Source organism: Nostocoides sp. (assembly GCF_037045025.1).
Classification (GTDB): domain Bacteria; phylum Actinomycetota; class Actinomycetes; order Actinomycetales; family Dermatophilaceae; genus Nostocoides_A.
Genome location: NZ_JBAOHM010000015.1, coordinates 260,355 through 286,686, shown reverse-complemented (window position 1 = coordinate 286,686; position 26,332 = coordinate 260,355). Strand labels below are relative to the sequence as shown.

At 68.4% G+C, this 26,332-nt stretch carries 15 protein-coding genes; 14 read left to right on the top strand and 1 reads right to left on the bottom strand.

Annotated features, from left to right (window positions below; translation table 11 throughout):
• Positions 1 to 71 precede the first annotated feature (71 nt).
• From V9G19_RS20450 to V9G19_RS20385, 14 genes are all read left to right on the top strand, one after another.
• Positions 72 to 1,262: a WXG100 family type VII secretion target gene (locus tag V9G19_RS20450; RefSeq protein ID WP_462287251.1), complete on the top strand. Its 1,191-nt coding sequence runs from the start codon at positions 72 to 74 to the stop codon at positions 1,260 to 1,262.
• A 285-nt stretch (positions 1,263 to 1,547) separates the two neighbouring features.
• Positions 1,548 to 5,966, top strand: a complete 4,419-nt coding sequence (locus tag V9G19_RS20445; protein WP_462287250.1) for an FtsK/SpoIIIE domain-containing protein — start codon at positions 1,548 to 1,550, stop codon at positions 5,964 to 5,966.
• Between the two features lie 37 nt (positions 5,967 to 6,003).
• Complete coding sequence (locus V9G19_RS20440; RefSeq protein WP_462287249.1) at positions 6,004 to 6,672, top strand: hypothetical protein; 669 nt, start codon at positions 6,004 to 6,006, stop codon at positions 6,670 to 6,672.
• Positions 6,669 to 7,850, top strand: a complete 1,182-nt coding sequence (locus V9G19_RS20435; protein WP_462287248.1) for a hypothetical protein — start codon at positions 6,669 to 6,671, stop codon at positions 7,848 to 7,850. The genes V9G19_RS20440 and V9G19_RS20435 overlap by 4 nt, the downstream gene beginning before the upstream one ends.
• On the top strand, positions 7,847 to 8,488 hold the full coding sequence (locus tag V9G19_RS20430; protein ID WP_462287247.1) for a hypothetical protein: 642 nt from the start codon (positions 7,847 to 7,849) through the stop codon (positions 8,486 to 8,488). Before V9G19_RS20435 ends, V9G19_RS20430 begins: the two co-directional genes overlap by 4 nt.
• Before the next feature lie 257 nt (positions 8,489 to 8,745).
• Positions 8,746 to 9,102: a hypothetical protein gene (locus V9G19_RS20425; protein WP_462287246.1), complete on the top strand. Its 357-nt coding sequence runs from the start codon at positions 8,746 to 8,748 to the stop codon at positions 9,100 to 9,102.
• A gap of 40 nt (positions 9,103 to 9,142) precedes the next feature.
• Positions 9,143 to 9,427 (top strand): WXG100 family type VII secretion target, encoded by a 285-nt coding sequence (locus V9G19_RS20420; protein ID WP_462287245.1) that lies wholly within the window; start codon positions 9,143 to 9,145, stop codon positions 9,425 to 9,427.
• A gap of 55 nt (positions 9,428 to 9,482) precedes the next feature.
• On the top strand, positions 9,483 to 15,515 hold the full coding sequence (locus V9G19_RS20415) for an Ig-like domain-containing protein (RefSeq protein ID WP_462287609.1): 6,033 nt from the start codon (positions 9,483 to 9,485) through the stop codon (positions 15,513 to 15,515).
• A gap of 18 nt (positions 15,516 to 15,533) precedes the next feature.
• Positions 15,534 to 16,505, top strand: coding sequence for an AAA family ATPase (locus V9G19_RS20410; protein ID WP_462287244.1), 972 nt, complete (start codon positions 15,534 to 15,536; stop codon positions 16,503 to 16,505).
• A gap of 4 nt (positions 16,506 to 16,509) precedes the next feature.
• A complete protein-coding gene (locus V9G19_RS20405) occupies positions 16,510 to 17,844 on the top strand; it encodes a DUF58 domain-containing protein (protein ID WP_462287243.1) in 1,335 nt (444 codons plus the stop codon).
• Positions 17,841 to 20,219, top strand: coding sequence for a transglutaminase-like domain-containing protein (locus tag V9G19_RS20400; protein WP_462287242.1), 2,379 nt, complete (start codon positions 17,841 to 17,843; stop codon positions 20,217 to 20,219). The genes V9G19_RS20405 and V9G19_RS20400 overlap by 4 nt, the downstream gene beginning before the upstream one ends.
• Positions 20,216 to 21,346 (top strand): RDD family protein, encoded by a 1,131-nt coding sequence (locus V9G19_RS20395; RefSeq protein WP_462287241.1) that lies wholly within the window; start codon positions 20,216 to 20,218, stop codon positions 21,344 to 21,346. The genes V9G19_RS20400 and V9G19_RS20395 overlap by 4 nt, the downstream gene beginning before the upstream one ends.
• The gene (locus V9G19_RS20390; RefSeq protein ID WP_462287240.1) at positions 21,343 to 22,176 is read left to right on the top strand and encodes a hypothetical protein; all 834 of its coding nucleotides are present in this window, start codon (positions 21,343 to 21,345) and stop codon (positions 22,174 to 22,176) included. The genes V9G19_RS20395 and V9G19_RS20390 overlap by 4 nt, the downstream gene beginning before the upstream one ends.
• Positions 22,173 to 24,452 (top strand): FHA domain-containing protein, encoded by a 2,280-nt coding sequence (locus V9G19_RS20385; protein ID WP_462287239.1) that lies wholly within the window; start codon positions 22,173 to 22,175, stop codon positions 24,450 to 24,452. The genes V9G19_RS20390 and V9G19_RS20385 overlap by 4 nt, the downstream gene beginning before the upstream one ends.
• A gap of 176 nt (positions 24,453 to 24,628) precedes the next feature.
• Here V9G19_RS20385 and V9G19_RS20380 read toward each other — a convergent pair whose 3' ends face one another.
• Positions 24,629 to 26,212, bottom strand: coding sequence for a zinc ribbon domain-containing protein (locus V9G19_RS20380; RefSeq protein ID WP_462287238.1), 1,584 nt, complete (start codon positions 26,210 to 26,212; stop codon positions 24,629 to 24,631).
• Positions 26,213 to 26,332: the final 120 nt, after the last annotated feature.

Here is a 26,332-nt window from a genome sequence, read left to right as displayed (position 1 = left end):
GGCCGCGCCGAAAGCGCGCGGCCCGATGCGACCCCATCCGCTCACGCTCGTTAAGAAGAAAGCTGGATGTCATGGCGCGCCTCGGAATGGACGTCGATGCCGTCGAGGCGGCCGCACGCAGTCTGCGCACATCAGCGAGCCAGGTCACCGCGATCAAGAACACGGTCGGGCGCATTGTCAGCGAATCACAGGCGGCCTGGAAGGGACGGGACGCCAGCACGTTCCTCGCCGATTGGCGGGCATCGGCGCAGCAGCTTCGTCGCCTGGCGCAGGAGTTAGAAAAGCTCGGCCGCAAACTGGAGGCCCAGGCAACCGACCAGCGGCGCGTCAGTGGCGATTATCACGGTGCCTCGACCGGCGGGACGACCGATGGGGGGCAACGCCACCGGGCATACACGCGCGATGAGCCGGCAACAGACGCGCAACTTCGCGACATAAAAGCGCGCTTGAAGGTGATCGCAAACCCAAATATCAAAGACCATTATCCGGAAGCCTACGCAAGGGCGGCCGAGTGGGGAGCTGAGCTGAAGGCTAACCCGTCCGCAAGCGCTGCTGAGGTCGCCGCATTTCAGAAGTACTGTTATCTCCTTACCTTGGCCCACGTGAATCGGTCAGATGTTTCGAGCTTTGCCAAGATCGCTGTGGATAACTATTCCGAGGGCTCTAAAGCAGGAATAGAGGCGGTAGTGGCTGCGGCAGGTCTGGCGAAGGCTCCACCCGGATATATGGAGAGTATCCGCGGCGTTTCTGGGGCCGAGGGCATTTCGAGCGGCGTCGTTGGGTTCGCAAGTGGCACCATTGACTGGGGGAAGGCGACTCTTCGTGGCCTGGGGGTTGAGGCGGTAGCGGGCGGCAATGTGAGTGATATCGTGCGCCTATACGACGCCCGGGCCGATAGTTACCTCGCTAGCCTGTACGAAAGCGCTCACTCCTCCACCACCAGTTCCGTAGTCACGGGTGCGGCGATCATGGACATGCACACGAGCGAGTTTGGTGGACGCCTAAACCAAATGGTCATCGAAACCGAAAAGGTGGGTGCATTCGACTTCATGACCGGCACGGGCACGCCCGCAGACAGCGCATTGCGTGGAGTACTCAAAGTCGTGCCGATGGTTTCACAAGGTGTCAGCGGTGCGGAAGTGCTCGGCAACTACGGCAAAGAAGCGGTGGCTTACGACATTGCCGCGGAGGCTTATCGCCAGGCGGCGGTCGGCGGCATAGATAGCCTGATACGCGCTGCCGAGACGTCCGGGTTCCAGTAGGACCGCCTCACCTTGACCTCACCTTGGGAGCCAACCGTCGTGCCAGGTCTACCAGAGCCCGACGCCGGAGACGCGGACGAAGCGGGACCCGGTTCAGGGAGCTACCCGTCGTGCCAGGTCTACCAAGGCCCGACCTGCTCCTTCAGTCCAACTGGCAGTGGTAGTCCCTCGTTTGTGGGACTCCCGGATGGTTGGCCCGGGCACTGAGATAGGGAGGGTGGAGGAGCTGCCCGCCGGGCGGCAGTTGAGGAGTGTGTGCGTGCGGCAGGTGGGAGGTAGCCCGAAATGAAGCTGCGCGTTACCTTGCGCCGCGGCGCTTCCGGCCCGGCTGTGAATATTCAAGTCACGGCCGATGCGATGGCGACCGTGGGCGATGTGGCAACCGTGCTCGCCTGCGCTGATCCGCTGGGAGCCGAGGGGACGGTAGGCGCGCACCCGACGCTGCGCGTCCGGGACAGGAGCGCTCACGGCGCCACGGCGGTCAGTCCGAGCGCCTCGCTCCTCGAGTCCGGAATCCGCTCCGGTTCGATCATCGAGATCGTCGACTCAGCGCAGTCAGATGGTGCCCCTTCTGCCACCGCAGCGGTCCTGCGCGTGGTCGCCGGCCCGGACGTCGGCGTGGAAGTTCAACTGCCATATGGCGCGTCGGACATCGGCCGGTCCGCGACCGCGCGGGTGCGCTTGACCGACCCCCTGGTCAGCAAGCTCCATGCGCGGGTCAACGTCGGTGACACCATCGATGTCGTCGATGCCAACTCGGCAAATGGCGTGATCGTCGGCGGGGTCAGAGTGGCACGCACGACCGTGGGCTCGGGAGAGCCGGTCCGCCTGGGTGACACGGAGTTGACGATCTCGCGTTCGGAATCGTCAGCAGAAGGCCAACTCACGTCCACCGATATCCCCTTCGTCCGCTCGCCTCGCGTGTTGGCGCATCCGTCGTCGCGCGACGTCGAACTGCCGAACGTGCCTGCGGCGCCAGACCCGCCGCCCTTCCCCTGGGTCGCGATGATCGCCCCCCTGGCCATGGGCGCCGCCCTCTTTGCGCTGTCAAGTCACCGGGGCCTGAGCCTGGTCTTCGTCGCGATGTCGCCCATGCTCATGCTTGGCAACTACCTCGCCCAGCGCAACCAGTCGGCCGCTCGACACCGCGCCGCGGTCGCGGCCTTCACGGCTGAACTCCGGTCGATCGAGGACGAACTCTCGGCGAGCCACGCGACCGACCGGGAGGCGCTCGAGCGACTACATCCTCCCGTTGCCGATTGTCTTGCCCACGCTCACTCCCGTGGAGAGTTGCTCTGGTCTCGACGGCCCGAGCACCGCGAGTTCCTGCAGGTGCGGTTGGGCGTGGGAATCCTCCCGGCGCTGACCAGGCCCGTGACGCGAGTGACCAACGGCCTGCCGGAGTTGGCGGAACCCTCGCGGGACCTGGCGCACCGGCTGGCCGTGCTGACGGATGCCCCGGTGACGGCTGACTTGCGAGTGAGCGGGGGCCTCGGCCTCTGTGGCGCAGCGAGCGCCCTGGAGGGCGCCGCGCGCGCGGTTGTCGCCCAGACAGTGTGTCTGCATTCACCGACCGAACTGGTCATCTGCTGCTTCACGTCGGCTGAGGGACGGACTAGGTGGGCTTGGCTCGAATGGCTGCCGCACGTCACGTCGCCACGGTCGCCCACGCCAATGCACCTGTCCGCGGATTCGGGATCTGCCCGCATCCTCATGGAACGCCTCGAGGAGGTCGTCGATCAGCGTGCCAAGACCCCGCATCCCACGCCTCGGGGTCAGGTGGCAAGCGACAAGGAGCCCGCAGCGCCGCCACTGCCGGCGCTCGTGGTTATCGTCGATGATCCGTTGGCGGACAGAAGCCGGCTCACGCGGTTGGCAGAGCGCGGTCCCGACGCCGGCGTGTTCGTCGTTTGGGTGACGCCCATTCGATCCGATCTGCCCGCTGCCTGTCGCACCTTCCTCGAAGTCACGGATCGATCCGGCGCCCATGTGGGCCACGTGCGCGAGGGCACGACCATCGAGCCGGTGCGGATCGAGACGGTCGACGCAGAATCGGCGGCGTCACTGGCGCGAGCTCTCGCACCGGTCGCGGACGTTGGCGCGCCCGCGGTGGACGACACCGACCTACCCCGATCCGTGCCCGTCGTGTCCGTCCTGGGTGCCGAGGCGGTCGACCACTCGGAGCTGGTCCTCACTCGCTGGCGCGAGAACCTCTCCTGGGTTGCGCGCGACGGTATGCCGCTGCGCCCCCGCGAGCGCGCGGGTGACCTGCGAGCCATTGTCGGTCACGCCGGATCCGAGCCCTTCACTCTCGACCTGCGCGCCCAGGGTCCGCACGCGTTGGTCGGGGGGACCACCGGCTCCGGCAAGAGCGAGTTCCTCCAGGCCTGGGTTCTCGGACTCGCACACGCCTACAGCCCGGACCGGGTGAGCTTCCTCTTCGTTGACTACAAGGGCGGCGCGGCATTCGCGCGCTGCGTCGACCTCCCCCATTGCGTCGGGTTGGTCACCGATCTGTCCCCGTACCTCGTGCGCCGGGCCCTGCGCAGCCTGCGGGCCGAACTGCGGTATCGGGAACATCTTCTCCAACAGCGGGGACACAAGGACCTGGTCGATTTCGAGAGGTCCGGAGATCCCGACTGCCCGCCGAGCCTCATCATCGTCATCGATGAGTTCGCCGCTCTCGTGACAGAGGTTCCGGAGTTCGTCGACGGGGTTGTCGACATCGCTCAGCGGGGGAGGTCCTTGGGATTGCACCTCATCCTCGCCACCCAAAGGCCAGCTGGCGTCATTCGGGACAACCTGCGAGCCAACACCAACCTGCGCATCGCCCTGCGCATGGCCGACGAGCACGACTCGACCGACGTGCTCGGGAACAGCCTTGCCGCGCACTTCGATCCGACGATCCCCCGGCGGGGCGCGGCCAAGACCGGGCCCGGCCGCATACAGGCCTTCCAATCGTCGTACCCGAGCGCCCGAACACCGGCCCAGCCACCCCCACCTGCCGTGGAAGTCATCGAACTCGACTTCGGCACCGGTGTGCATTGGAAAACGCCGAAGCCGCAGAAGGTGGGTGACAGCGTCGCCAGGGACATCGACCGAGTGGTGAACACGATCCTCGCAGCGGCCAATTCGGGGGCGATCCCGCCCCCGCGTCGACCTTGGCTCGACCCGCTCGCCGAATCCTACGATCTGCTCAAACTTCCCCAACGCCGGGATACCGAGATCGTCCTCGGAGTGCTGGATGATCCCGACCACCAAGCGCAGGTGGTGGAGTACTTCAGACCCGATACCGACGGCAACATCCTCGTCGTCGGGGCGAGCGGGTCGGGCAAGTCCACCGCCTTGAGAAGCATCGCGATCGCTTCGGCCATTACTCCGCGCTCGGGACCGGTTCACGTCTACGCGCTCGACTTCGCGGGCGGCGCCCTGAGTCTGTTGACGCCCATGCCACACGTAGGGAGTGTCATCGACGGCGTCGATGAGGAGCGGGTCGCTCGACTACTGCGGCATCTGGAGGGCGTGATCGAAGATCGCTCTCGCCGCTACTCCGATGTTCGTGCGAGCACCCTCACCGAGTACCGCCAGATCCTCCAGGACGACAGTGAACCCCGCCTGCTCCTGCTTGTGGACGGATTCGCGACCTTTCGCAGCGAATACGAACTGGTTCCGGGCAAATCGGGCATCTATAACCAATTCGCCGCCGTGGTCGCAGAAGGGCGCGCAGTCGGCGTGCATCTGGCCATGTCGGCCGATCGGCCAGCGGTGGTGCCGCCTTCGGTGATGTCCGCGTTCCAGCGAAAAGTCGTTCTGCGACAATCCGGCGAGGATGCCTACCTGCATCTGGGAGTCCCGCGCGACGTCCTCACGGCGGCAAGTGGCCCGGGCAGGGGGATGCTGGTCGATCGACACAACGAGTTGCAACTGGCCCTTCTGGGGACGGACTACAACGTCGCGGCTCAGTCGAAGCTCATCGAGAGCCTCTCCCGCTCCCTGGAGCGACACCACACGCTTCGACCCCAGCCCATCCGCAGCCTTCCGACGCTCATCCCGGCCGCTGACGTTCCGGACCACGTGAATTCGCTGCCAGTCGCGGGAATGCGCGACCTGGACCTGGAGTATCAGGGCTTCCTCGTCCGCGGTGTGCAACTGCTCGCGGGCCCGCCGGAGTCGGGGCGAACCGCCTCAGTGAGGTGGTTGGCGGAGGCCATTCACCGTCGCTATCCGGACGCGCCACTGGTGCATCTGTCCGCGCGTCGCTCGACATTGGTCGGTCAGCCGATTTGGCGCCATTCCCACAGCGGCGCCGATGGGTTGACGCAGTTGCTCGACGTGCTGCGCGGGCTCGCGGGCGAACCGGCGCCTCCCGACCATCCGACGATGGCCGTGTTCATCGAATACTTGCCCGAGTTCGCGGGCACGGTTGCCGAGTCCCCGCTCCTTGAGCTCATCACGATGTGCCGGCGCAACGGGCACTTCCTGCTGGCTCACGGAGAGATCTCCAGTTGGTCGAAGTTCACGCCGTTGGCCAACGAGTGCAAGGCCGACAGGGCGGGCCTCCTGCTCGCCCCCGACCAGGCCGATGGCGAGACCTTGCTGCGGACCCCCCTGCCTCGGTGCAAGCGCGCCGACTTCCCCCCTGGGCGCGGCTTCTGGATCGCCGGCGGCAAGGCTGTCCGACTTCAACTACCCCTGGTCGGCTAGCCCAGTGACCCCCTCGCTGCGAGAAGGAGAGCACTTCATGGCCGAAGGCTCCAACGTCCGCGTCGACCTCGACCAATTGGTCGACGCTGTGCGGCGCGTCCGTGACGTGCGAGGGGTGCTGGAAGGGACGTCGCCGCGCCATGATGTCCCGGCCGAGTCGTTCGGGCAGCACGATCTCGCCAGCGCGATGAATCGGTTATCCGACGCGTGGCAGGCGAGCCGGGCGTCGCTCATGATGGGCCTTGATTCGTTGGCGGACGGTCTAGATCGCGTCCGGCTCGATTTCAAGGGGACGGACACTGCCCTGGCCGAGGCGCCCGCGGGTGAGGGGCACGATTCGGCTGCCTCAGTGGGGCCCGGCCAAGGCGCCGGCCACACATCGGAGTCGTTGATCGGCCGGTGGGCTGAGGAAGCCGACAGGCTGGGTCGGCTCGGCCTTCCCCTGGCAGCGCTCGGCGCGGGCACGCAAGCCGTTCTTGCGCAGCGTCGTAGGCGCGCAGGGCAAGTCAGGCATTCAGAGCACGTCGAGCCGACAGCCGACTCGGGGAGCGGCTCCGGCGCCGCAGACGGCCCTGGTGCGGCCGCGCCTAAGGCGGCGCCGGATGCGCCGTCCAGGAACGGCCTCGAGCGTGCCCTCGCCGCAGGGAGAGTTCTCGACCAGCTCACCAAGCCCGTGGCAGGCATCGGTCCGGGGGAACTGTCGTGAGCGCGCGGTCTGCCCATGACTGGGCCTCACTCGGGCTGACGGAAGACCCGGTGCCCGGGGACGCAATTCAGGTGCACGAGGTGGCAGCCGCTCTGCGAAGTCTGGCCGTCACACTCGCGGACACGCAACGAGCGTTGCACGGTCTCGATGGCGGCGCGCAGAGCATGCGCGTCGTCGAACTGCACGAGCAGGCGGCGACCCTCATCGGTTTGTTGACCCGCGTGCGGGCCTGCCATGATGCGGCGGCCGTCGCGCTTGGGGCATACGGGGAGAAGCTATCCCACCACCAGAGGCGGTCCATCGAATTGCTGGATGAGGCTCGCGTCCTGGGAGGTGTCTCCGGGGCCGACGGCGGTTGGGGGTCGGGCCTGGACCACGATGGGCTCGCGTCCTCTGCAGATCTGAACAAGTTGCAGGGCGAGTTGCGGCTTGCCTGTGCTCAGCGAGACGAGGACGCGCGGTCCGCGGCACGCGCTATCGATACGGCAATGGAGGAGAACGGGCTCGCGGATTCGGTCGCGCATGCGGCGCAAACCGCCCTGGGGACCGCCGCCACCTGGACGAAACACCACGTAGTCGACGACATCACCAGTCTGGGCTGGATGTCGACCGGGGCAACCGTCCTTGCCCATGTGTCACCGCTCACGCATGCCGTCAGCCCGGTCGCCTCCGTGGGGTGGGGCCTGACTGCTGCGACGTCGATCGGAGAGGAGTTTGCCGCGGCTCAGCGGTCGGGGAATTGGCTCAAGTTCGCTGGCGTGACCGCATGGGAGTTGCTCATCACGTATGGCCACGTTCGGATGGTGCGCGGCCTCAAGCGCCGCGGCGTCACCGAAAGCTACCGACGTCGCCGCGCCGAACTGGAGCACGGTAGCCCGACCACGCGGCTTCGCGAGGAACTGGGCGAGGGCAGCGGGCTGACGAAACTGTGCCGACTTCCCGGGGCGCTCTGGGACACGGGGATGGACTACCAATTCAAGGCGCTCGACGGCGTCGCCCGCCGTATTCGACCGGGGGACCATCGCCATGTCCTGATCCCCGCTCAGGTCGCCGATCACCTGGAGGCCGAGATCGTGAAGTCCGGCATCGAGCAAGCCGCCGATGTCGTCTGGACGGCTGCGCCGGCCTTCGCGATCGACCGGATCGCGATGATCGTGCGGGCGGTGGGGACGCTATGAGCGCGTTCACGCTGAGCGTCCCGGCTGGTTGGGTCGGATTAGACGCTGCGGCGCCCGATCCCGCGCTGATCCGCGCGCTGAGCGAGCAATGCCTTCTCGGGCCCACATCGGGCCAAGGGAGTTCGAGGCTGCAACTGACGCTTGATCACCTGCGCGAGTTGTCCATCCAGGGCAAGGCCGTCGTCTACGCCCCCGCGGCCTGGGTGTCTGCCTCGGCTTGCCGGCCCGTCATCGCTATCGGCCCGCTTGTCTGGGGCGCCGGAGTGGAGCCGTTGCCCGCCTTGTTGGCGCTCGCTGACCAGGACCGGTCTGCGCGCATGCTGACGCTACCCGTGGCGGTGGGGTTGCGCACCCGCCGGACGGCACCGATTCCAGACGGGGACCTTCCCGCGGGGAGGAGCGATCTCGACGCGGACGCGAGGGTTCGAACGTCGACGATTGATCCCCCGACGGATGGGGCCGCCGCTTATCTCCGCGAGATCTTCCGCTACTGGATTGGGCTTGCCGATCAGCCGGCGTCATGGATTGAGGCGCTGTGCGTTGCGACGATCCCCAACATTCCCGGCTCGGACGACATCGCCGCGCACCTGCAGGACTCGTTCGACTCCCTGCTCTCTTCGTATGCCTGGATGCCGTGATGCACATTGACCCGATAACGCGCAGACCGACATGGTCGATGGAGCACCCGGCGTGGTATCTGGCACCTCTTTGGGCCCCCGCGGGTCTTGTAGCGGAGTGGGCGCGCACGGCTGCTGCACAGGCGGCGACGGAGTTGGGCTGCAGCGGAGTCGTTGCCGAGAGGGCGGCCGCGACCCTGGAGCGCTTGGCCATGCTTCCGGCCGGGGAGGAGACCAGTCGGAGAGTAGTATTCCTCTCCGATTTGGCCGGACTGGGGGTGGCCTATGACCTGATCGTCCTCACTGCCGAAGGGGCCCCCGAGGACATGGCGGCTACCCATCGTGTGCTTCTCGGGGCCGACGGTTTCGGTCCCGGATCAGTCCGGGAGGTAACCGCAGGCGACGGCCGCACGATTGGTCTCGAGGTCTTTCACGTGCGGGATTCGAGTCCGACCGGAAACGGCATCTTCAGTCGCGCCGTTCCGCTGGCCGTCTCCCGGTTCGTTGTGCGGCGCGAGTCCGGGTTTGGCCAAATCGATGTGGTTGCGGTCGGCGCCAGCCAGGACCTCGAAGCGGCAGTCCTGGCGCATGCCCTGATACCGCTGCTGCTCGAGAGCGAGGAATGGTTCGAATGACTCCGGGTCTGTGCCCGACCGATCGGAAGGGAAGCAAACAATGGCGATAATCAGCATCGACTACGAGTCGATGCGCAACGAGGCAGCCGCCCTGCGGCGAGACGAAGAACAGATCAGGAGCGAGTTGTCGGCGCTCAAGAGCCGGGTGTCGAACCTGGTGGCCAGCGGCTTTGTCACCGAGCGCTCGTCCGCTGCCTTCGCGCAGCGGGTCGAGGACTTCGGCCGATCCGCCGACGTGACCATCTCCACCCTCTCGGATCTTGCCGCGCAACTAGAGCAAATTGCCGAGAGATTCGCCGAGACCGACTCCTCGGCGTTCGGCTGAGGCCCAGGTCAACGATATGCCGGAACGCGCAAGGGAGGTGGCCCGGGTGCAGTGGATGAAGGCTGGAACCCAGCATCGTGGGGCGGTGCTGCTGACGGTCGTGGTGCTTGCCGTCGGGATCCTTGCCGCGTTTCATCGGGGCGTGCCGGTTGCGGACCTGCGGCTCAATGACGGCGGCGTCTGGGTCACCAACCTGACCGATGGGCTCGTGGCGCACCTGAACTATCCGTCGCGCACATTGGACAGCGGGCTGCGGGTGAGCGCGGGCGACTTCGACATCACCCAGGCCGGCAATTCGATCGTCCTGCATGATACCGAGCATGCGCAGGCCCAGCCGGTGGACCCCGCGTTCGCCATCCTCGGGACGGCCCTGAAAATCCCCGAGGGGATGCGGCTTGTCCACGGGGGGAGCACCGCGCTGGTCGTCGACTCCGGCGGCGGACGGATATGGGCGCTCGACGCGGGCAAGCTCAACGCCTTCTCGCCCGAGGCGGATCCCACGGTCGCCAAGGTCAAGGGCGTCAAGGCGGTCGTCGGGCTCGACGGTGTAGGGCGCCTGGTCACTCCCGACGGCGCCGTGCGGCGGATCACGGCGCAGCAGGATGGCTGGCAGACCGCCGACGACGGCGAGCTGAAGGACTATCAGGACTCGCAGAGCGTCGTCCTGAGCGCCGTCGGCGACCAGGTGGTCGCGGTCGACACGGTCAAGCGCGTGGTTTGGTCGCATCACGGCCGCGAAGCGCTCGACGCGGGCGAGGTCGTCACCGTCCAGCAGCCCGGTGAGAACAGCGACAGCGTCACTCTCGCAACGGCTAACGCGCTGCTGCGGGTGCCGCTCAGCGGCGGTGATGTCGCAGAACTCCCCGCCGGGGGTGCCGGGCGCGCCGCCGCCCCGGTGGTGGTCGCCGGCTGTGCGTATGCCGCCTGGTCCGGCTCCGGCGCCTACGTCCGCGACTGCCCGGGAACCGCCGATGATGTGACCAAGACCGGCCTGGCCTTCGACGACACCGATGACCTGGTCTTCCGGGTCAACCGGAACGTCGTCGTCCTCAACAACGTCGCCAACGGCGACATCTATCTCGTCAACGACGAGATGCAGCTGGTCGACAACTGGACCGACATCACCAACCAGGCCAAGGAGCGCTCCGACAAGGAGAACAACGCCAGCCAGGAGGTCCCTCAGACCGCTGCTGCCAAGCGCGACAAGAACAATCATCCACCGATCGCCGAGGACGACGAATTCGGCGTCCGCCCAGGCAGATCCACCACCTTGCCGGTCCTGATCAATGACGCCGACCCCGACGGCGACGTCCTCACGGCGACGGTGGCCAAATCGCCGTCCCTGGGCTCGATCCGGCAGGTGCGCGGCGGCGAGGCCCTACAGATCGAGGTGCCCGACAAGGCGAGCGGCCGGGCCATCATCGCCTACACCGTCAGCGATGGCCGTGGCGGAGAGGCCACCGGCCGCGCAACCATCAGCGTCCACCCGTGGTCCCAAAACGAAGCACCAAAACCGCTGCGCGCCAGCAAGGTCGTCATCGACCGCAAGGGCGAGATCCGCTACAACATCCTCCCCGACTGGATCGACCCCGACGGGGACGCCGTCACCCTGGCCAGCGCGAGCGCGCCGCCCGGCCTGCAGGTCCGCTCACGCGCCGACGGCCCGATCACCGTGCGCGATCTGGGCACGACCGCCGCTGGGGTCAAAGACGTCGCCCTCACGGTCAGCGACGGCAAGAAACAGAGCGAAGGCACACTTAGCGTCGACGTCAAGAGCGCCGGCAATATCCAGCCGATCGCCAACCCCGACCACGTCCGCGTGTTCAAGAACCGCCAGATCGTCGTCGACCCGCTCGCCAACGACATCGACGCCAACGCCGACCCGCTGCGCCTGGTCCAGGTCAGCCGGCCGGCCAGCGGATCCACCGTGACCACCAACCTGTCCACCGGCCGGTTCACGTTCAGCTCCACCACGATCGGCACGCAATACCTCGACTACCGGATCACCGACGGGCCGTCGGTTGCCGACGGCATCGTGCGCATCGACGTCGTCGACCGGCCCAAGGACCACACCCCGGTCGCGGACGGCGACCTCGCCCTGCTGCCCTCCGGCGGCTCGGTTCTCGTCGACGTCCTCGCCAACGACTACGACCCCCTCGGCGGGGTCCTGGTCGTCCAGATCGTGACGGTACCGACCAACTCCCCCCTCGCCGTCGAAGTCATCGACCACGGTTTGCTGCGCATCAGTGCCCCCGGAGGCCTGCCGCAGCAGACGACCTTCGCCTACACGATGTCCAACGGCGAAGCCAGCGCGAAGGGACAGGTCACCGTCGTGCCCATCCCACCCAAGGCCAACCCAGAGCCGCCAGTGGCCGTTGACGACCCCGGCCTGGTCCGTGCCGGCGACGTCGTCACCGTCCCGGTCAAGGAGAACGACTCCTCACCATCTGGGCTGACCATCCACGTCGACCCGGCGATCGACATCGTGACCGGCGGCGATCTCGGCACCTTCTTCGTCTCCAACGACACCGTCCGCTTCAAGGCGGGCGGCGACGCTGGACGCGCCCGGGCGACATACACAATCCGCGACGACCGGGGGAACTTCGCCTCGGCCGATGTGGCGATCACCATCCGGGCGCTCGACGGCAAGAACGCACCGCCGGCACCCAAACCGCTGGTCGCCCGCGTCCTTGCGGGCAACACCGTGAGCATTCGCGTCCCCACCGACGGCATCGACCCCGACGGCGACTCCGCCCTCCTCGTCGGGTTGGGGAAGCCGCCCACCAAGGGAACGGCGCGCGTGGCCGCCGGTCGCATCGAATACTCGGCTCCCGCAGACGCATCCGGGACAGACACGTTCTCGTATGCCGTGGCCGATCGGTTCGGCGCGCGTGGCACCGCCACCGTCCAGGTGGGCATCGCCCCGCCACCACCGGTCAACCAGGCACCCGTCGCCGTCCCCGACACGATCACCGCTCGCCCCGAGACAGAGTTGGCGATCCCGGTCACCGTCAACGATTTCGACGGCGACGGCGACCCGATCACCTTGACCCAAGGCGCGGTGACACCGGTCAGTTCGCAGACCACGACGACCGCGACGGCAGCCGGGTCCCGAGCCGAATTGGTCACCCCCAAGAAGGAAGGGACGCTGCAGTACTACTACGCGATCACCGACGGGCGGGGCGGAGCCTCTCGCGGCGTGCTCACCGTCACCGTCACGCCGACGGCGCCGCTGCAGCCGCCGGTCGCTCGAGACGACATCGTCGACCCGAGTGATGTCGTGGGCCGGCAATCGGTGACGGTCGCCGTCCTCGACAACGACGAAGACCCCGACGGGACCGTCGCCAACCTCAAGGTCAGCACCAGCGACGACCGGGTCGACGTCGACGGCAAGGACCGCCTCGTCATCCCCGTCACCGACGAGCGTCAGGTCCTCGTCTATACCGTGACCGACCCCGACAAGCAGGCAGCATCGGCCGTCGTCGTCGTGCCGGCGGCGTCCGGGGCGCCCCCGGCTTTGCGCACCGACAAGATCCCGGTCGCGATCACCGCCGGCGAGACCATCGTCCTACCGCTCGCCGACTATGTGCGCGTCCGCGACGGGCACAGCCCGCAGATCACCTACGAGAAGACCGTCAGGGCATCCGCAGGGTCGGACGGCTCGCCGCTCGTCAAGGACTCCAAGACGCTAACCTTCACCGCCCCAGCCGATTTCGCAGGCCAGTCCTCGGTCACTTTCGAGGTCACCGACGGCAAGAGCCCCGACGACCCCGCGGGGCTCACCTCGGTGCTGACCATCCCGATCGACGTCACCGGCAAGGGCAACACCCAGCCGGTCTTTCAGCCTTCCGAGGTGACCGTGGCGGCCGGAGAGGAGGCGAGCACGGTCGACCTCAAACCGATGGTCACCGACCCCGACCCCGGCGACCTGGACAAACTCCGCTTCTCCTTGGGGAGCACCCCGGCGGGATTCGACATCTCCCTAGACGGCTCGACGCTGAGCGTCTCCGCGCCCGCCGACACCGAACCCAACACCGGCGCCCTCATCCCGGTCGAGGTGACCGACGGCTCGACCGACCCCGTTCGGGCGCAACTGCCGCTTACGGTGCTGGCCTCGACCCGGCCGCTGATGACCACGCGCGATGCGGTCATTAATGATGCCAACGCCGGCGAAGCACGCGACGTCGACGTGGCCGACTACGTGACGAATCCCTTTGCCGACCAAAACAAACCGATCACCTTGGTCGGGCGGCCCGCAGTCGTTGCCGGAGAGGGAAGCGTGACGGCCGCCGGGACCAACCTAACGATCACCCCGAAGGCCGGCTCGCACGGCGAACTGACCGTGAGCTACCGCGTCGCCGACGCCACCCAGAGCGCCGATCGCCAGGTCGAAGGACGCGTGCTACTCACCGTCCGCGGCGCCCCCGACCCGCCGACCGGGGTGACCGCCGAGACCAACGCCTCCAAGACGGCGACGGTCTCCTGGACGGCCGGCGCCAATAACGGCGCCCCGATCACCGGCTTCACCGTCACCTGGTCCGGCGGGTCACAGAAGTGCAAGGTCGTGACCACCTGCACGATCACGGGCCTGACCAACAACACGGTCTATCGCTTCCAGGTGGTCGCCACGAACGACGTCGGTGACTCGAAGCCGTCAGCGGCGTCCAACGAGGTCCGCCCGGACGAGAAGCCCAACCCTCCGGGCCCACCCTCAGCGACCGCCGGGGACAAACAGATCGCGCTCACCTGGCCCCGAGCCACCACCGAAGGCTCGCCGGTTCGGGAATACGTCCTGTCCATCAGCCCGCCCCCGGGCGGCCAGGGGGAGATAAACGTCGGCGCGGCAACGGCATACACCCTCTCCAGCCTGACCAACGGCACCCCGTATGTTGTCAAGGTCAAGGCGATCGCCGGCACCACCGACGAGCCGCTGGAGTCCGACTGGTCCGCCGAGTCCGCCCCGACCACGCCCTTTGGCAGGCCGGTCGGCATGACCGCTCCGCGAGCCACGATGAACCCCGACAAGACGTTGCCGCCGTCGGCGACGATCAGCTGGGACGCCGCGGACGGCAATGGCGACGACAGCCTCACCTATGAGGTCCGCAACAACGCCACGGGGCAGGTCACCTCCGCCGGCAGTTCACGAGAAGTTACGCTGGCCGTCCCCGTTGGCGAGCAAAGCCTGACGTTTGCGGTGCAGGCAACGAATTCGGCCGGCCCGAGCGGCTGGTCACCCGCCTCCAATGCGGTGCGTGCCTTCAAGGCCCCGGGAACACCGACGAATGTCTCGGCCCGCCCAACCGGAACCAACAACCAGGTTCAGATCAGCTTCACCCCCGGCGCCACCAACGGCGCCCTGCCCAGCGAGATCAGCTACCTCTGGTCGGCCGGCGGCGCGGGCGGCAGCCTGCCCAGCGGTGGCGGCACGATCACCGACGCCGCCTTCCCCAACGGGCAGAATGTCGCCGTCTCGGTCCGCGCCCGGGCGGTTGTCGACGGCGTGCAGGCCGACAGCCTCCCGTCTGGTGGTGTCGTCGTCAATGCCTATGGGCCGCCGAACATGCCGTCGGTCAGCGCCTCGGGCAATGTCACCGACGTCAAGCTGAGTTGGAATGGCTCCGGGGCAGGCAACGGCCGCGCGATCAGCGCCGTCCGGATCAACACCACCGACGGCGGCGACCAGGTCGTCTCCGTCACCGGCTCCAAGCAAGAGGGAAACGGCCGCAACCAGACCAAGGCGATCCGGGCGCAAGCACAGGACAGCGAGGGCAACTGGGGGCCATGGTCCGGCACCCAGCAGGCGAGCACCTGGGATGTCCCCTATGAAGTGACCAACCATGGCGACTCATTCACCTGCAGCTACACCGACTGTAAGCACGTCTACGTCGAACTCCACCGCTGGAACCCGGGCACGACGGTTCGGTGCTTCGTGGCCGGCTCAGGCGCCGCAAACTGGACCTCCTATCGCACGGTGGACGGCAACGGCTACGCGCCGCCGAGTTCGGAGGGATCGCCTGCAGCGCTTTTCGATTCCGCGGGAGATCGGATTGGCGACGGAGTCAACACCGTCGAGTGCACCCAACAATGAGAGGACTCGAGGACACCCATGCCCGTGGCAGTTGACAACGCAGCCTGGTTCGCCGACACCTTCGCCCGGCTGACCGACAACATCGGCCAGGCGCTGCTCGGGAAGGCGCCGGCGATCCGGCTGGCGCTGACCTGCCTGCTCGCCGAGGGCCATCTACTGCTCGAGGATGCGCCGGGCACGGGCAAGACGGCGCTTGCCCGGGCGATGGCGGCCACCGTGCAGGGCACGCACTCGCGCATTCAGTTCACTCCCGACCTGCTGCCGTCGGACATCACCGGGGTGACGATGTATGACCAAAAGCGCGGGCAGTGGGAGTTCCACCGCGGCCCGGTGTTTGCCTCGATCGTCCTCGCCGACGAGATCAACCGTGCCTCCCCCAAGACGCAGTCCGCGCTGCTGGAGATCATGGGCGAGTCCCAGGTCACCGTCGACGGCACGCGGTATGACGCGGCGCGCCCGTTCATGGTGATCGCCACCCAGAACCCGATCGAGCAGGCCGGAACCTATCGCCTGCCGGAGGCCCAACTCGACCGGTTCCTCATGAAGACCGCGCTCGGCTATCCCGAGCGGGCCGCCGCCGTCGAGGTGCTCGCCGGCTCGGCCCGCCCCGACCGCACCAAGGAGTTGCGCCCGATCATCGCCACCAAGGCGGTCGCCGAGATGGCCGACATGGTCAAGGACAACCACGTCGACGCCGCCGTCCTCGACTACGTCCAGCGCCTCGTCGAGGCCACCCGCGAACACCCCGACGCCCTCCTCGGCGTCTCCACCCGCGGCGCCATCGCCATGGTCCGTGCTTCTCGGGTATGGGCGGCCGCGCACGGTCGCAACTACGTGCTGCCCGACGACGTCAAGGAACTCGTCGCGCCCGTCTGGACACACCGGATCGTCATGTCACCCGACGCCGAATTCCACGGCGCCACAGCGACATCGGTCTTGGGCCGCGCCTTGGACGATGTCGCTGCTCCAATGATTCGCGGCGGGGCCTGACGACATGACCGCTGCCACCGGATCAGCCCAGAGCCGACGGCCGCGCGCCCTGCGCCCGCCTCGGCGACTGCGGCTGCCTGGTATGACCGGCGGCATCCGGCCACGCCTGGACAGCGTGCGCGGACGAATCAGCGAGTTCGGCCCGCGGGCAACCGCCCGCCTCGACCCGGTCCTCGCCCGAGCACGGCGCTGGACGGCGCCGGTCACCACCTTGGGCTGGGCGGCGCTTGCCGGCGGAGCGGCCACCGTGTGGGTGGGGCTCGACCAGGGCTGGGTCGAACTGCTCGTGCTCGGGATCGCGATCCTCACGACCGTCGCCTTCGCGCTGGTGTGGACCTTCGGCCGGATGTCGTATGCCGCCTCCATCGACCTCGACTCCACCCGCGTGACCGCGGGCGAGCAGGCCCTCGGCCGGGTCGTCGTGCGCAATCAGGCCTCTCGCACGCTGCTGCCGTCGAGCATCGAACTGCCGGTCGGGCGCCGCGCCCGCACCTTCGAGCTGCCTGGCCTGGCGCGCGAGGAGGACCATGAAATCCTCTTCGCCGTGCCCACCAGGCGTCGCGGCATCGTTCCCATCGGCCCGCTCCGCTCGGTCAAGTCCGACCCGTTCGGCTTCTTCCGCCGCGAGCGCAACTGGACCGAGCGTGCCGACCTTTTTGTCCATCCACCGACGGTCCCCATTGCCGCCAGCACCACGGGTTTCCTCCGTGACGTCGAGGGCGTCACCACGCACAATCTCACCTCGTCGGATGTCGCCTTCCACGCGCTGCGCGACTATGTCAACGGCGACGACCTGCGCACGGTTCACTGGCGAACGACCGCCCGGGTCGGCCGGATGGTGGTGCGGCAGTTCGAGGAAACCCGGCGGTCGCACCTGCTCGTCCTGTTATCCCTGCACGCGGCCGACTACGCCACGCCCGAGGAGTTGGAACTGGCGATCTCGACGGTGGGATCCCTTGTGCTGCAGGCACGTCGCGAGGAACGCCAAGTCGACGTTTTGACCAGCACGGGACGACTCACGGTCCCCTCGGCAGCGGCGCTGCTCGACCAGCTGTGCGCCCTGGACTTCGCGCCCGAGGCGATCCCGTTGCGAGAGAGCCTGGTCCATGGCTTGGCGCTGGTCCCGAGCGCTTCCATGGTGGTCCTCGTCACCGGCTCGTCCACGAGCCCGGACGCCCTGCACGCCACCCATCGCGTCGCGCCGCTCGACGTCCTGACCGTTGCCGTCCGCGCGTGCAGCCCGGAGAATGTCGGAGCCCGCCGTCGCCTGGGCGGCATGACGGTTGTCGACGTGCCGGCGCTCGCCGAGCTGCCCCGGGCGATGCGGGTGATCCGGTGAGCGAGCGCATCCTGATCAGCCCCGACACCAGCACGGGGACGACAGTGCGCGCCCGCTCGGTCCTGACCGGCGCCAGCCTCGTCGACATCCTCCTTGCGCTCGGCCTCCTCGGTGTCGGAGTGCTGGCCTTCGGGCCGGTCTTCGGTGGCGCGCGTGGCTATGCCGCGGCAACCATCGGGGTGGTGCTCGGCTTTGTCATTGCCGTCATCGCGCGGCTGGCCGGGTGGGGCGTGCTGACGACCGCTGCCGCTGTGCTGTTTTGCTACATCCTCCTGGGCGGCGCGATTGCGTTGTCGGACAGCACGATCGCTGGTGTCATCCCGACGCTGACGACCCTCACCCGGCTGGCCCAACTCCTCGCCCAGTCCTGGCGCGATCTGCTCACCGTCGGCATTCCCGCCGACGGCTACTCCGGTCCGGCGGTCGTGCCATTTGCCGCGGGTCTGACCGCGGGTGCGCTCGTGAGCTCCCTCGTCCTGCGTGGACGCCAGGTCGCCGCCGTGCTCACCGCCTTGGCCTTCCTCGTGGTCGGCATCCTCTGGGGCATCAAGAGCGCCCCGTATGCCGTCGGGCAGGGCGTCGCCTTCGCCGTCCTCACGCTCGTGTGGGCAGTCCTCGCGCGCGGTCGCGTCGCCGGTGATCCCGAAGCCGGCCTGCGCACGAGCAGCGGGTGGGACCTGCGCCGCGGCGGGCTCGCGGCGGCGATGATCGTCCTCGCAGTGGTCGCCGCTGCCGTCCTCGGCCCCGCCCTGCTCACCCAAACCAACCGGCACATCCTGCGCGACGACATCGTCCCGCCCCTCGATCCGCGCGCCTATGCCAGCCCGCTCACGCAATACCGGCACCTCGTCACCGATCTAAAGGACGACACCCTGGTGACGGTCACCGGACTCCCCGAGGGCGACCGCGTGCGGCTGGCCACCTTGGATACCTACGACGGCATCGTCTACAACGTCGCCGCGTCCTCGGCAAGCTATGTCAAGGTCGGTCACCGGGTGGAGGTCACCCCGCCCTCGGGAAAGCCGACCCACCTCGGCGTCACCGTCGGCAAACTCGCGGGTCCTTGGCTGGCAGGGGGCGGCGACATCCGCCAGGTCGACTTCACCGGTGCGGGTGCGGCCGAGCAGGCCAAGAGCCTCTACTACAACCCCGGGACGGGGACCGCGCTGACGTCCGCGGGAACGGGGGCCGGAACGGCATACGGGATCGATGTCGTGCTTCCGGCGCAGCCGAAGGACAAGGACCTCGAGCAGCAGGGCGTGCGTGATATCCCGTTGCCTGCCAACGATAAAGTTCCCGACATCGTCGCCAAGACCGCCGCGACCTATACGCAAGGCATCGCCCGGCCGTATGCGCAGGTGCGCGCGATCGAGCGCGAGCTGCGCCAGACCGGTTTCTTTTCCGACGGCTCCGACGGCAAGTCCCGCGCGGGGCACTCCGCCGACCGGATCAACACCTTCTTGTCCGGGCAGCAACTGATCGGCAACGACGAGCAGTATGCCGTGGCGATGGCGCTCATGGTCCGCTCGCTCGACCTGCCCGCGCGCGTCGTGATGGGGTTCTATCCCGAAGCAGGGAAGGCCACCACGGCGCCGGTCGCCCTCACCGGCAAGGACGCCCACGTCTGGGTCGAGGTCGCCTTCGAACCCGATGTGTGGGCGAGCTTCGACCCCACGCCGGATCACGACCGGGTGCCCAAAACCAGGACCGACCGGCCCAAGAGCGAGCCCAAGCCCCAGGTGTTGCCGCCGCCGGACCCGCCCCGCAGCGATGTCGACCGCCCCACCGATGTCGACACCTCGCGCCGCCCGCCGGCCAGCGAGCCGAGCGTCCCGGTCTGGCACCGCGTGCTGAAGTTCGGCGCCCTCGTCGTGGCCGGGCTGCTGCTGCTCGCCGCCCCGTTCGTCACCATCCTGGCGCTGAAACGACGCCGCCGCGGACGCCGGAAACACGCCTCCCGAAGTGCCGACCGGGTCAGCGGCGGCTGGGCCGAGATCCTCGACCACGCAACGGATCTCGGCGCCCCCGTGCCACCCACGCTGACCCGGCACGAGAGCGCCGGATATCTGGGCCGCACCTTCCCGGCCGTCTCAGCGGTCGCCGTGGCCGACGGCGTTGACAGCCGGGTCTTCGGCCCGGACGAGCCCACCGCTGCCGATATCGACGCGCTGTGGCGCGAGGTCGACGCGGTGCTCGCCGGCATGACCGGATCGGTGGGTCGCCGCCGTGCCCTGCGAGCCCGGTTCTCGCTACGCTCACTGCGACGACGATCCGGGTCGGCCCGCTCGTTCGCGGGCGGGAAACCTGAGCCGCCCGAGGGTCGGCGCCGAGCCCGCCGCCCGGTTTGGCCCCGTCACCGTAAGGAGCAGTGTTGAGCAGCGCGACACCCCCGCCCGTGGGCACGGGGATTGAGACCCAGTACCCCGCCCTGGCCGGCTACCTCCCGGCGACCTTGGGGCAGCGCGTCGCTGCCCGGGTCATCGAGAACGTCATCGTCGCGGTCTTGTCGGTCATCGGAATCGCCATTCTCGCCCAGGGGATCTCAACGGAGAACGACGCCACGGCTTCCGCGGGACTCATCGTGTGGCTCCTAGGGCCCCTCGTCTATGCCGTCATCGCCACGATCGTCATGCTCGCCACATCGTCGACAATCGGCGGACTCATGATCGGTTTGCGACATGTGTCGACCGCCACCGGGGCCTTGACGGGCGGCGGCACCTTCCTCAAACACCTCCTCGAGGGTCTGGTTGGAACGATCACCTTGGGCATTGCCGGTATCGCGCTGCTCTTCTTGCGGCCCCCGGCCAATCAGCACTGGGCCGACCGGGCGGCGGGCGTCGTCGTGGTCGACATCAAGCGAGGCCGCGACCCGCGGAAGCGGCAGGAGCCCGCGACCTGGACCGCCCAGGCACAGCCGTCCGGAGCGGCATACGGGCAAAGCCATGCAGGAGTGACGCCTGCGCACTTGCCGTCAGACGGGCCAGTGATCAGTGAGGTCCCGCGTGGCGGCGGCTGGTCACCTCCGGAGACGGCAGCGGCCAGCCCTCAGTGGCCGGTGACGCCCAGCCCGATCGTCAAGGACATGAGATCGGTCGCGGCGCACACCACGATGCCGCCGCCGGTGGATGGCGAGGACGACCTCGCCGCGACCATGCGGCGCGGGGCAAGCTCGCCGATCATCCACCTCGACAACGGACAGGTGGCCACCGTGGATCACGTGATTCTCCTGGGGCGCAACCCCGCCCAGATGACCGGATTCGAGGACGCCCGGGTATTGCCGGTCGCCGACGGTGAACGCTCGATCTCCAAGACGCACCTCGCGGTTGGGCCGGCCGGTGCCGGCGTGTGGGTGCAGGACTTGCATTCCACCAACGGAGTGCGGATAACTGACCCTGCTGGCGGCACCGCGCGGATCACCCCGGGAGAGCGGACCACCGTGCTGCCTGGGGCGACGGTCACCTATGGCGACCGGTCGTTCGTCGTGGGGAGCGAGCGGTCATGACCGGGCCCGAGGCGACGATCTGTCCATCGTGCGGCACCGCCTCGTGGGGCAGCTTCTGCGGCCGGTGCGGCCGGCCGCTGGTGGCCGCCGCCGCGACGCCGCCCCCGCCGCCGGCCGAGCCCCGCGGAATCGGGCGGGCCATCGGGATCGGGCTGATCTGTGTGCTGGCCGCGGTGACCGCGGGCTTGGGCTACCGGGTGCTGAGTCGCGACAATCCCACCCCCGCAGGGACGCCCGGCGTCGCCGCCGGGTCGGAAAGCGGCACCCAGACCTCCCGCGGCAACACGGCCACCGCACCACCGGCGACGAGCGCGCCACCGGGCGAGACTCCCAGCTCGCCGCCCACGACCTCGACCACGACGGTGACGGTTTCCTCGACTGCATCCGAGGGCTCGGCGGACGACAGCTCGGCCCAGCGGACGGCGAATCAGTCCCTGCGGGAGGCGCGTGTGGAGAGCCTGGCCTCGTTGTGGCTCGACGGCCGTTGGGTGCTGCAGCTCGCGAGCAAGACCAACGGCATGGACGACCCGCTGCAAACTGCCGAGAACGGCAGCCACACCTTCTATTACACTGACATCGTCGCCGAGCAGGATCGGATCAAGGACCGGCTCGCGCAGCGGGGCTGGCCATCGATATCGTTGTTGGCCAGTGATTTCGGAACCGGTCAGCGGGTTGGCTATGACCGGATGTGGGTGCTGCTCGGCGATCCCGGCGGCATCTCCAGCGAGGCCGGAGCGCAATCGGCGTGTCAGACGCTCTATCCCGAGCGCAGCGGCGAGCTGCTGAAGAATGTCTGTGTGCCGCGTCGTCTCAAGCCGCCTTCCCCGTGAGCGCTTCCGCACGCCACGATGCTGGCGACCTGCTCGTGCTCGAAACCGACCGGGGGCGCTATGTGGTGCACCCCGGAGACGATTTCTTCGTCGGCCGCGATCCGGCGGCCGCGCTGACCCTGAACGACCCCGGGGTCTCCCGACGACATGCGCGCTTCGTCCATACCGACCAGTGGGAGGTCCACGATCTCGGGAGCACCAATGGCACCTGGGTCGACGGGCATAAGGTGACCAGCCGACCGATCACCGGACCGGCGGCGATCCGTTTCGGTGTCGCCGACAACGCGCCGGCGGTCCGAGCCTACCTGGAACCGGTCAGCATCTCGGAGAGCCGGTGGTCCTCTCGACCCCGGCCGCCGTCGGCGGCCCAGACGCCGGCCTGGCAGGGGTGGGTGCTCGGCCGCGACCCGAGATGCGATCTCGTCCTTGACGATTTGCTCGTCTCCCGCTTCCACACCCGGATCCGCCCGCACACCGAAGACCTGCTCCTCGTCCAGGATCTCGGCAGCGCCAATGGCACCTTTGTCGACGGGGTGCAGGTCACCGAGGCAGTTCTCGCGCCCGGACAGCTGCTCGGTGTCGGCAGCTGGGTTTTGCAGTGGGACGGCGCCTCGTTCGAGCGAGTGGATAGCGGTTCGTCGGTTGCGTTGAGCGTGCGCGGGGTTGGCTATGTGCTGCCGTCGGGCCGTGCGCTGCTCGATCGAGTCGACTTTGACCTCGCCCCTGGGTCACTCACCGCCGTCGTCGGACCGTCGGGCGCGGGCAAGTCCTCCCTCTTTGCCGTGCTAACTGGTGCTCGCCCGGCTAGCACGGGGGCGGTCGACTATCAGGGGCTCGACGTCCACCGTCATTTCGCCGTCCTTCGTCACCAGATCGGCGTTGTCCCCCAGGAGGATCTGATCCATCGCCAGCTCACTGTCCGGCACGCATTGCGGTATGCCGCCGAGTTGCGCTTCCCCGCCGACGTCAGCCCAGCCGAGCGCGCTACCCGGGTTGATGAGACGATCGCCGAACTCGGGCTGACCGAGCACGCCGACACGACGGTCAGCCGGCTCTCGGGCGGGCAACGCAAGCGAACGTCGGTGGCCATGGAACTGCTGACCCGGCCCGCGCTGCTGTTCCTCGACGAGCCCACCTCGGGCCTCGACCCAGGCCTGGACAAGTCGGTGATGACGACGCTGCGCGAGCTGGCCACCGGCGATCGTACGGTCGTGGTCATCACCCACAGCGTTGCCAACCTGGCAGCCTGCGACAACGTTCTCGTGCTCGCGCCGGGAGGCCGGGTCGCCTACTTCGGCCCGCCGAGCCAGGTCCTCGGCTACTTCGGCGCCAACGAGTGGGCCGATGTCTTCTCCTGGCTGACGGCCGACCCGAAGAGCCACCAGGCCCGCTTTGAGCGGCACCGCGGGAGGGGCCCGCGGCCGGTGGAGCGGGTCGGACCTGCGGTCATTCCGGCGACGCCGCCCGGACCTCCGATCGTCCGCCAGATGTCGACGATCGGCCGCCGGCAGGCGCGCGTGATGCTTGCCGATGTCTCGTATGCCGTGTTCAACGGCGTGCTGCCGATCGTCCTCGCGCTGCTCGCGCTCGCCGTCCCGGGCAGCGCCGGCTTCACCTCAGGCCGGCCCCCGACGAGCGAGGCGATGCAGCTGCTGGTGATCATGATCGTCGGCGCGACGTTCATGGGCACCTCGGCGAGCGTGCGGGATCTCGTCGGGGAACGTGCGATCTTCGAGCGTGAGCGTGCCGTGGGTCTCTCCCCGGTGGCCTATTTCTGGGCCAAGGTTGTTGCGTTCACCGGGTTGACCGCCGCTCAGGCGGTCGTGCTCGTCGGGTTGATCCTGTGGCGCAAGCCCGGGCCGACCGACGGACTCGTCGTGTCCGCGGGACTGGAGTTGGTTGGCGTCGTCGTCGTCGCCGCGGTGACGGGAGCGATCTGTGGGCTGGCGCTCTCGGCATACGTCTCGACGAGCGAGCAGGTGATGCCGCTGCTCGTCGTCTCGGTCATGGCTCAACTGGTGTTGTGCGGCGGCCTCATCCCGATCGCCGGGCGGGTGCCGCTGGAGCAGCTGTCCTGGCTCGCTCCGGCTCGGTGGAGTTATGCCACCGCTGCGGCGGGCGTCGATCTGCGGGGGATCTTCCCGGCCGCCCCGGCCGACCGGTTGTGGAATCACGACCTGACGACCTGGGCGTTTTGCCTGCTGGTGCTGGCACTCGGCAACGCCCTGCTCGGGTGGCTGACCTTGCGGCGGCTGCAGCAGCACCGGGTGCGGTAGCGGGTTCGCTCGAGCGGCCGCAGGCTCGCTTCGGCGCTCGCTTCGGCGCTCGCTCGGCCAAGGAACTCCTGCTAGCAGAGTTTCCTTGCCCCCCAATAGGTTGCAAGGTATGGGGACCTCGACTAACTGCTGCTAGCAGAAGTTCCTCGTTGGCCCCCCCAGGAATGATGCGCCGATCAGCCGCGCTGACCAGGGCCGCGCTGGCCCGGAAGCAGCGGCCCGAGGGCGCGCACCGATGGGGGAACGGTCAGCGCCAACACGATCGAGAGTGGCAGCAGGATGCTCGGCAGCATCGTCAGGACGTATTCGCGGGTGTAGATGCCGGCGATCAGGTGGGCGTTGTCGGAGGCGATCTGCACGATCGTGGCGATCAGGGTCAGCGCGCCGGCCCAGCCAATGGTCGCCACTCGCGCCATCGGGGCATGGCCCACCAGCAACTGCCGGCAGACGATCGCCCCAATCGTGCCGGCGAGGGAAACGACGATGCCCAAGATCAGGCTGCCCTTGGACTCGCTCAAGGCGCCGAGAGTGACGAGGGTCGACAGGCCGAGTCCCACCGCGCAGAGCCCGAGAACCCCGGCGACGGCTTGGATCCAGCGGTCGGCGCCGACCAGCGCGGGCCGCATCCGGGCTGCCACCGGATCAGCCGAGCCGGCGGCCATCCCGAGATAGAACAACGTCAGCGCGCCGCCCACGTCACCCGGTCCGGTCCCCTCGGAGACTGCGACAATGACGTAGCCGGCGACCAACGCGAGGACCAGGATCATGCCGGCCGCCCAGTCCGGCGAGCGGTCCCGGGCGATCTGCAGGGCGAAGTAGAGGGGCGTCAGGAGGATGACGATGACGGTCACGAGCAGCACGAACCCGAACAGCACGAGGCTGTCGAGCCCGGTGAGGGTGCCGCGGAACACGTCGACGGCGCCGACCAGCCCCCACAGGCTAGCGGCGCAGAGCAGGCCGATGCAGACGTGCTTCCACAGCACGCCCAACGCCGCGGGCGCACCGGTCAGCAGGGCCTGGGTGATCAAGACGGCCCCGACCGCCGCGAGAGCCATGCCCGCCCCCGGCGCGTCCCGAGCCTCCATACCGCCGCCCGAACTCGGAATGAGACTGCGCAGCAGGGTATAAACCGCGAGCGCGCCGAGCGGAGCGAGAGTAAGCAGCCCGATGGTCGTCGCATTGGGCACGGCCGTCCGCAGAGCCGGGATGAGGGCGAAACAGCCGCCGACGATGGCCACCAGGACGGCCAGAATCGCCAGGCGGTAGACGCCCTGGTGGTGGGATGACCAGTCGAGAGCCCAGCTGAGCGTGAGTGCGCCGATCCCCACCGCGGCCCGAATGGTGGCAGAGGTCCAGGCGAAGGGAGCGCTCGCGGCGGGTGGTGCCGCTGCGCCAGTGGGGAAGGGAGGGTAGCCAACCGGTGGCGTTCCCGGCAGAGGCTGGGTCGGCGGGGGCGCCGCAGCGTAGGTCTGCGGCTGGGACGGGGGATAGGGCGGCTGGAACCCAGGCGCGGCATACGGCGCAGGTGGGGCGGGTGGGGCTGCGTCCGGTTGCCCAGGCGGAGGGGTCGGCGGGAGTGAGGGGATGATGTCGGAGCGCACCACCGTGCGCTCCTCCACTTCGCTGGCCTCGACTCCGGTGGCCTGCCCCGGCTGGGTGCTTTCTGGCACGCTCGGTGGGGTCACATTGGGGGCGCCGCAGCGCGGGCAGAAGTTGGCCGGCGCGGTGAACCGGTAGCCGCACTGCGTGCAAAAGCCCATGGGGCCGTTCGCCTCCGGAGTCCTCGGATCTGATGGGGAGTCACCGCCAATTCTCCCGGTCCGCCCGCCGGCGGCGATGTCCTCCAAAGGAGGGACCTGACAGCGGGCGAAACGAGGTGT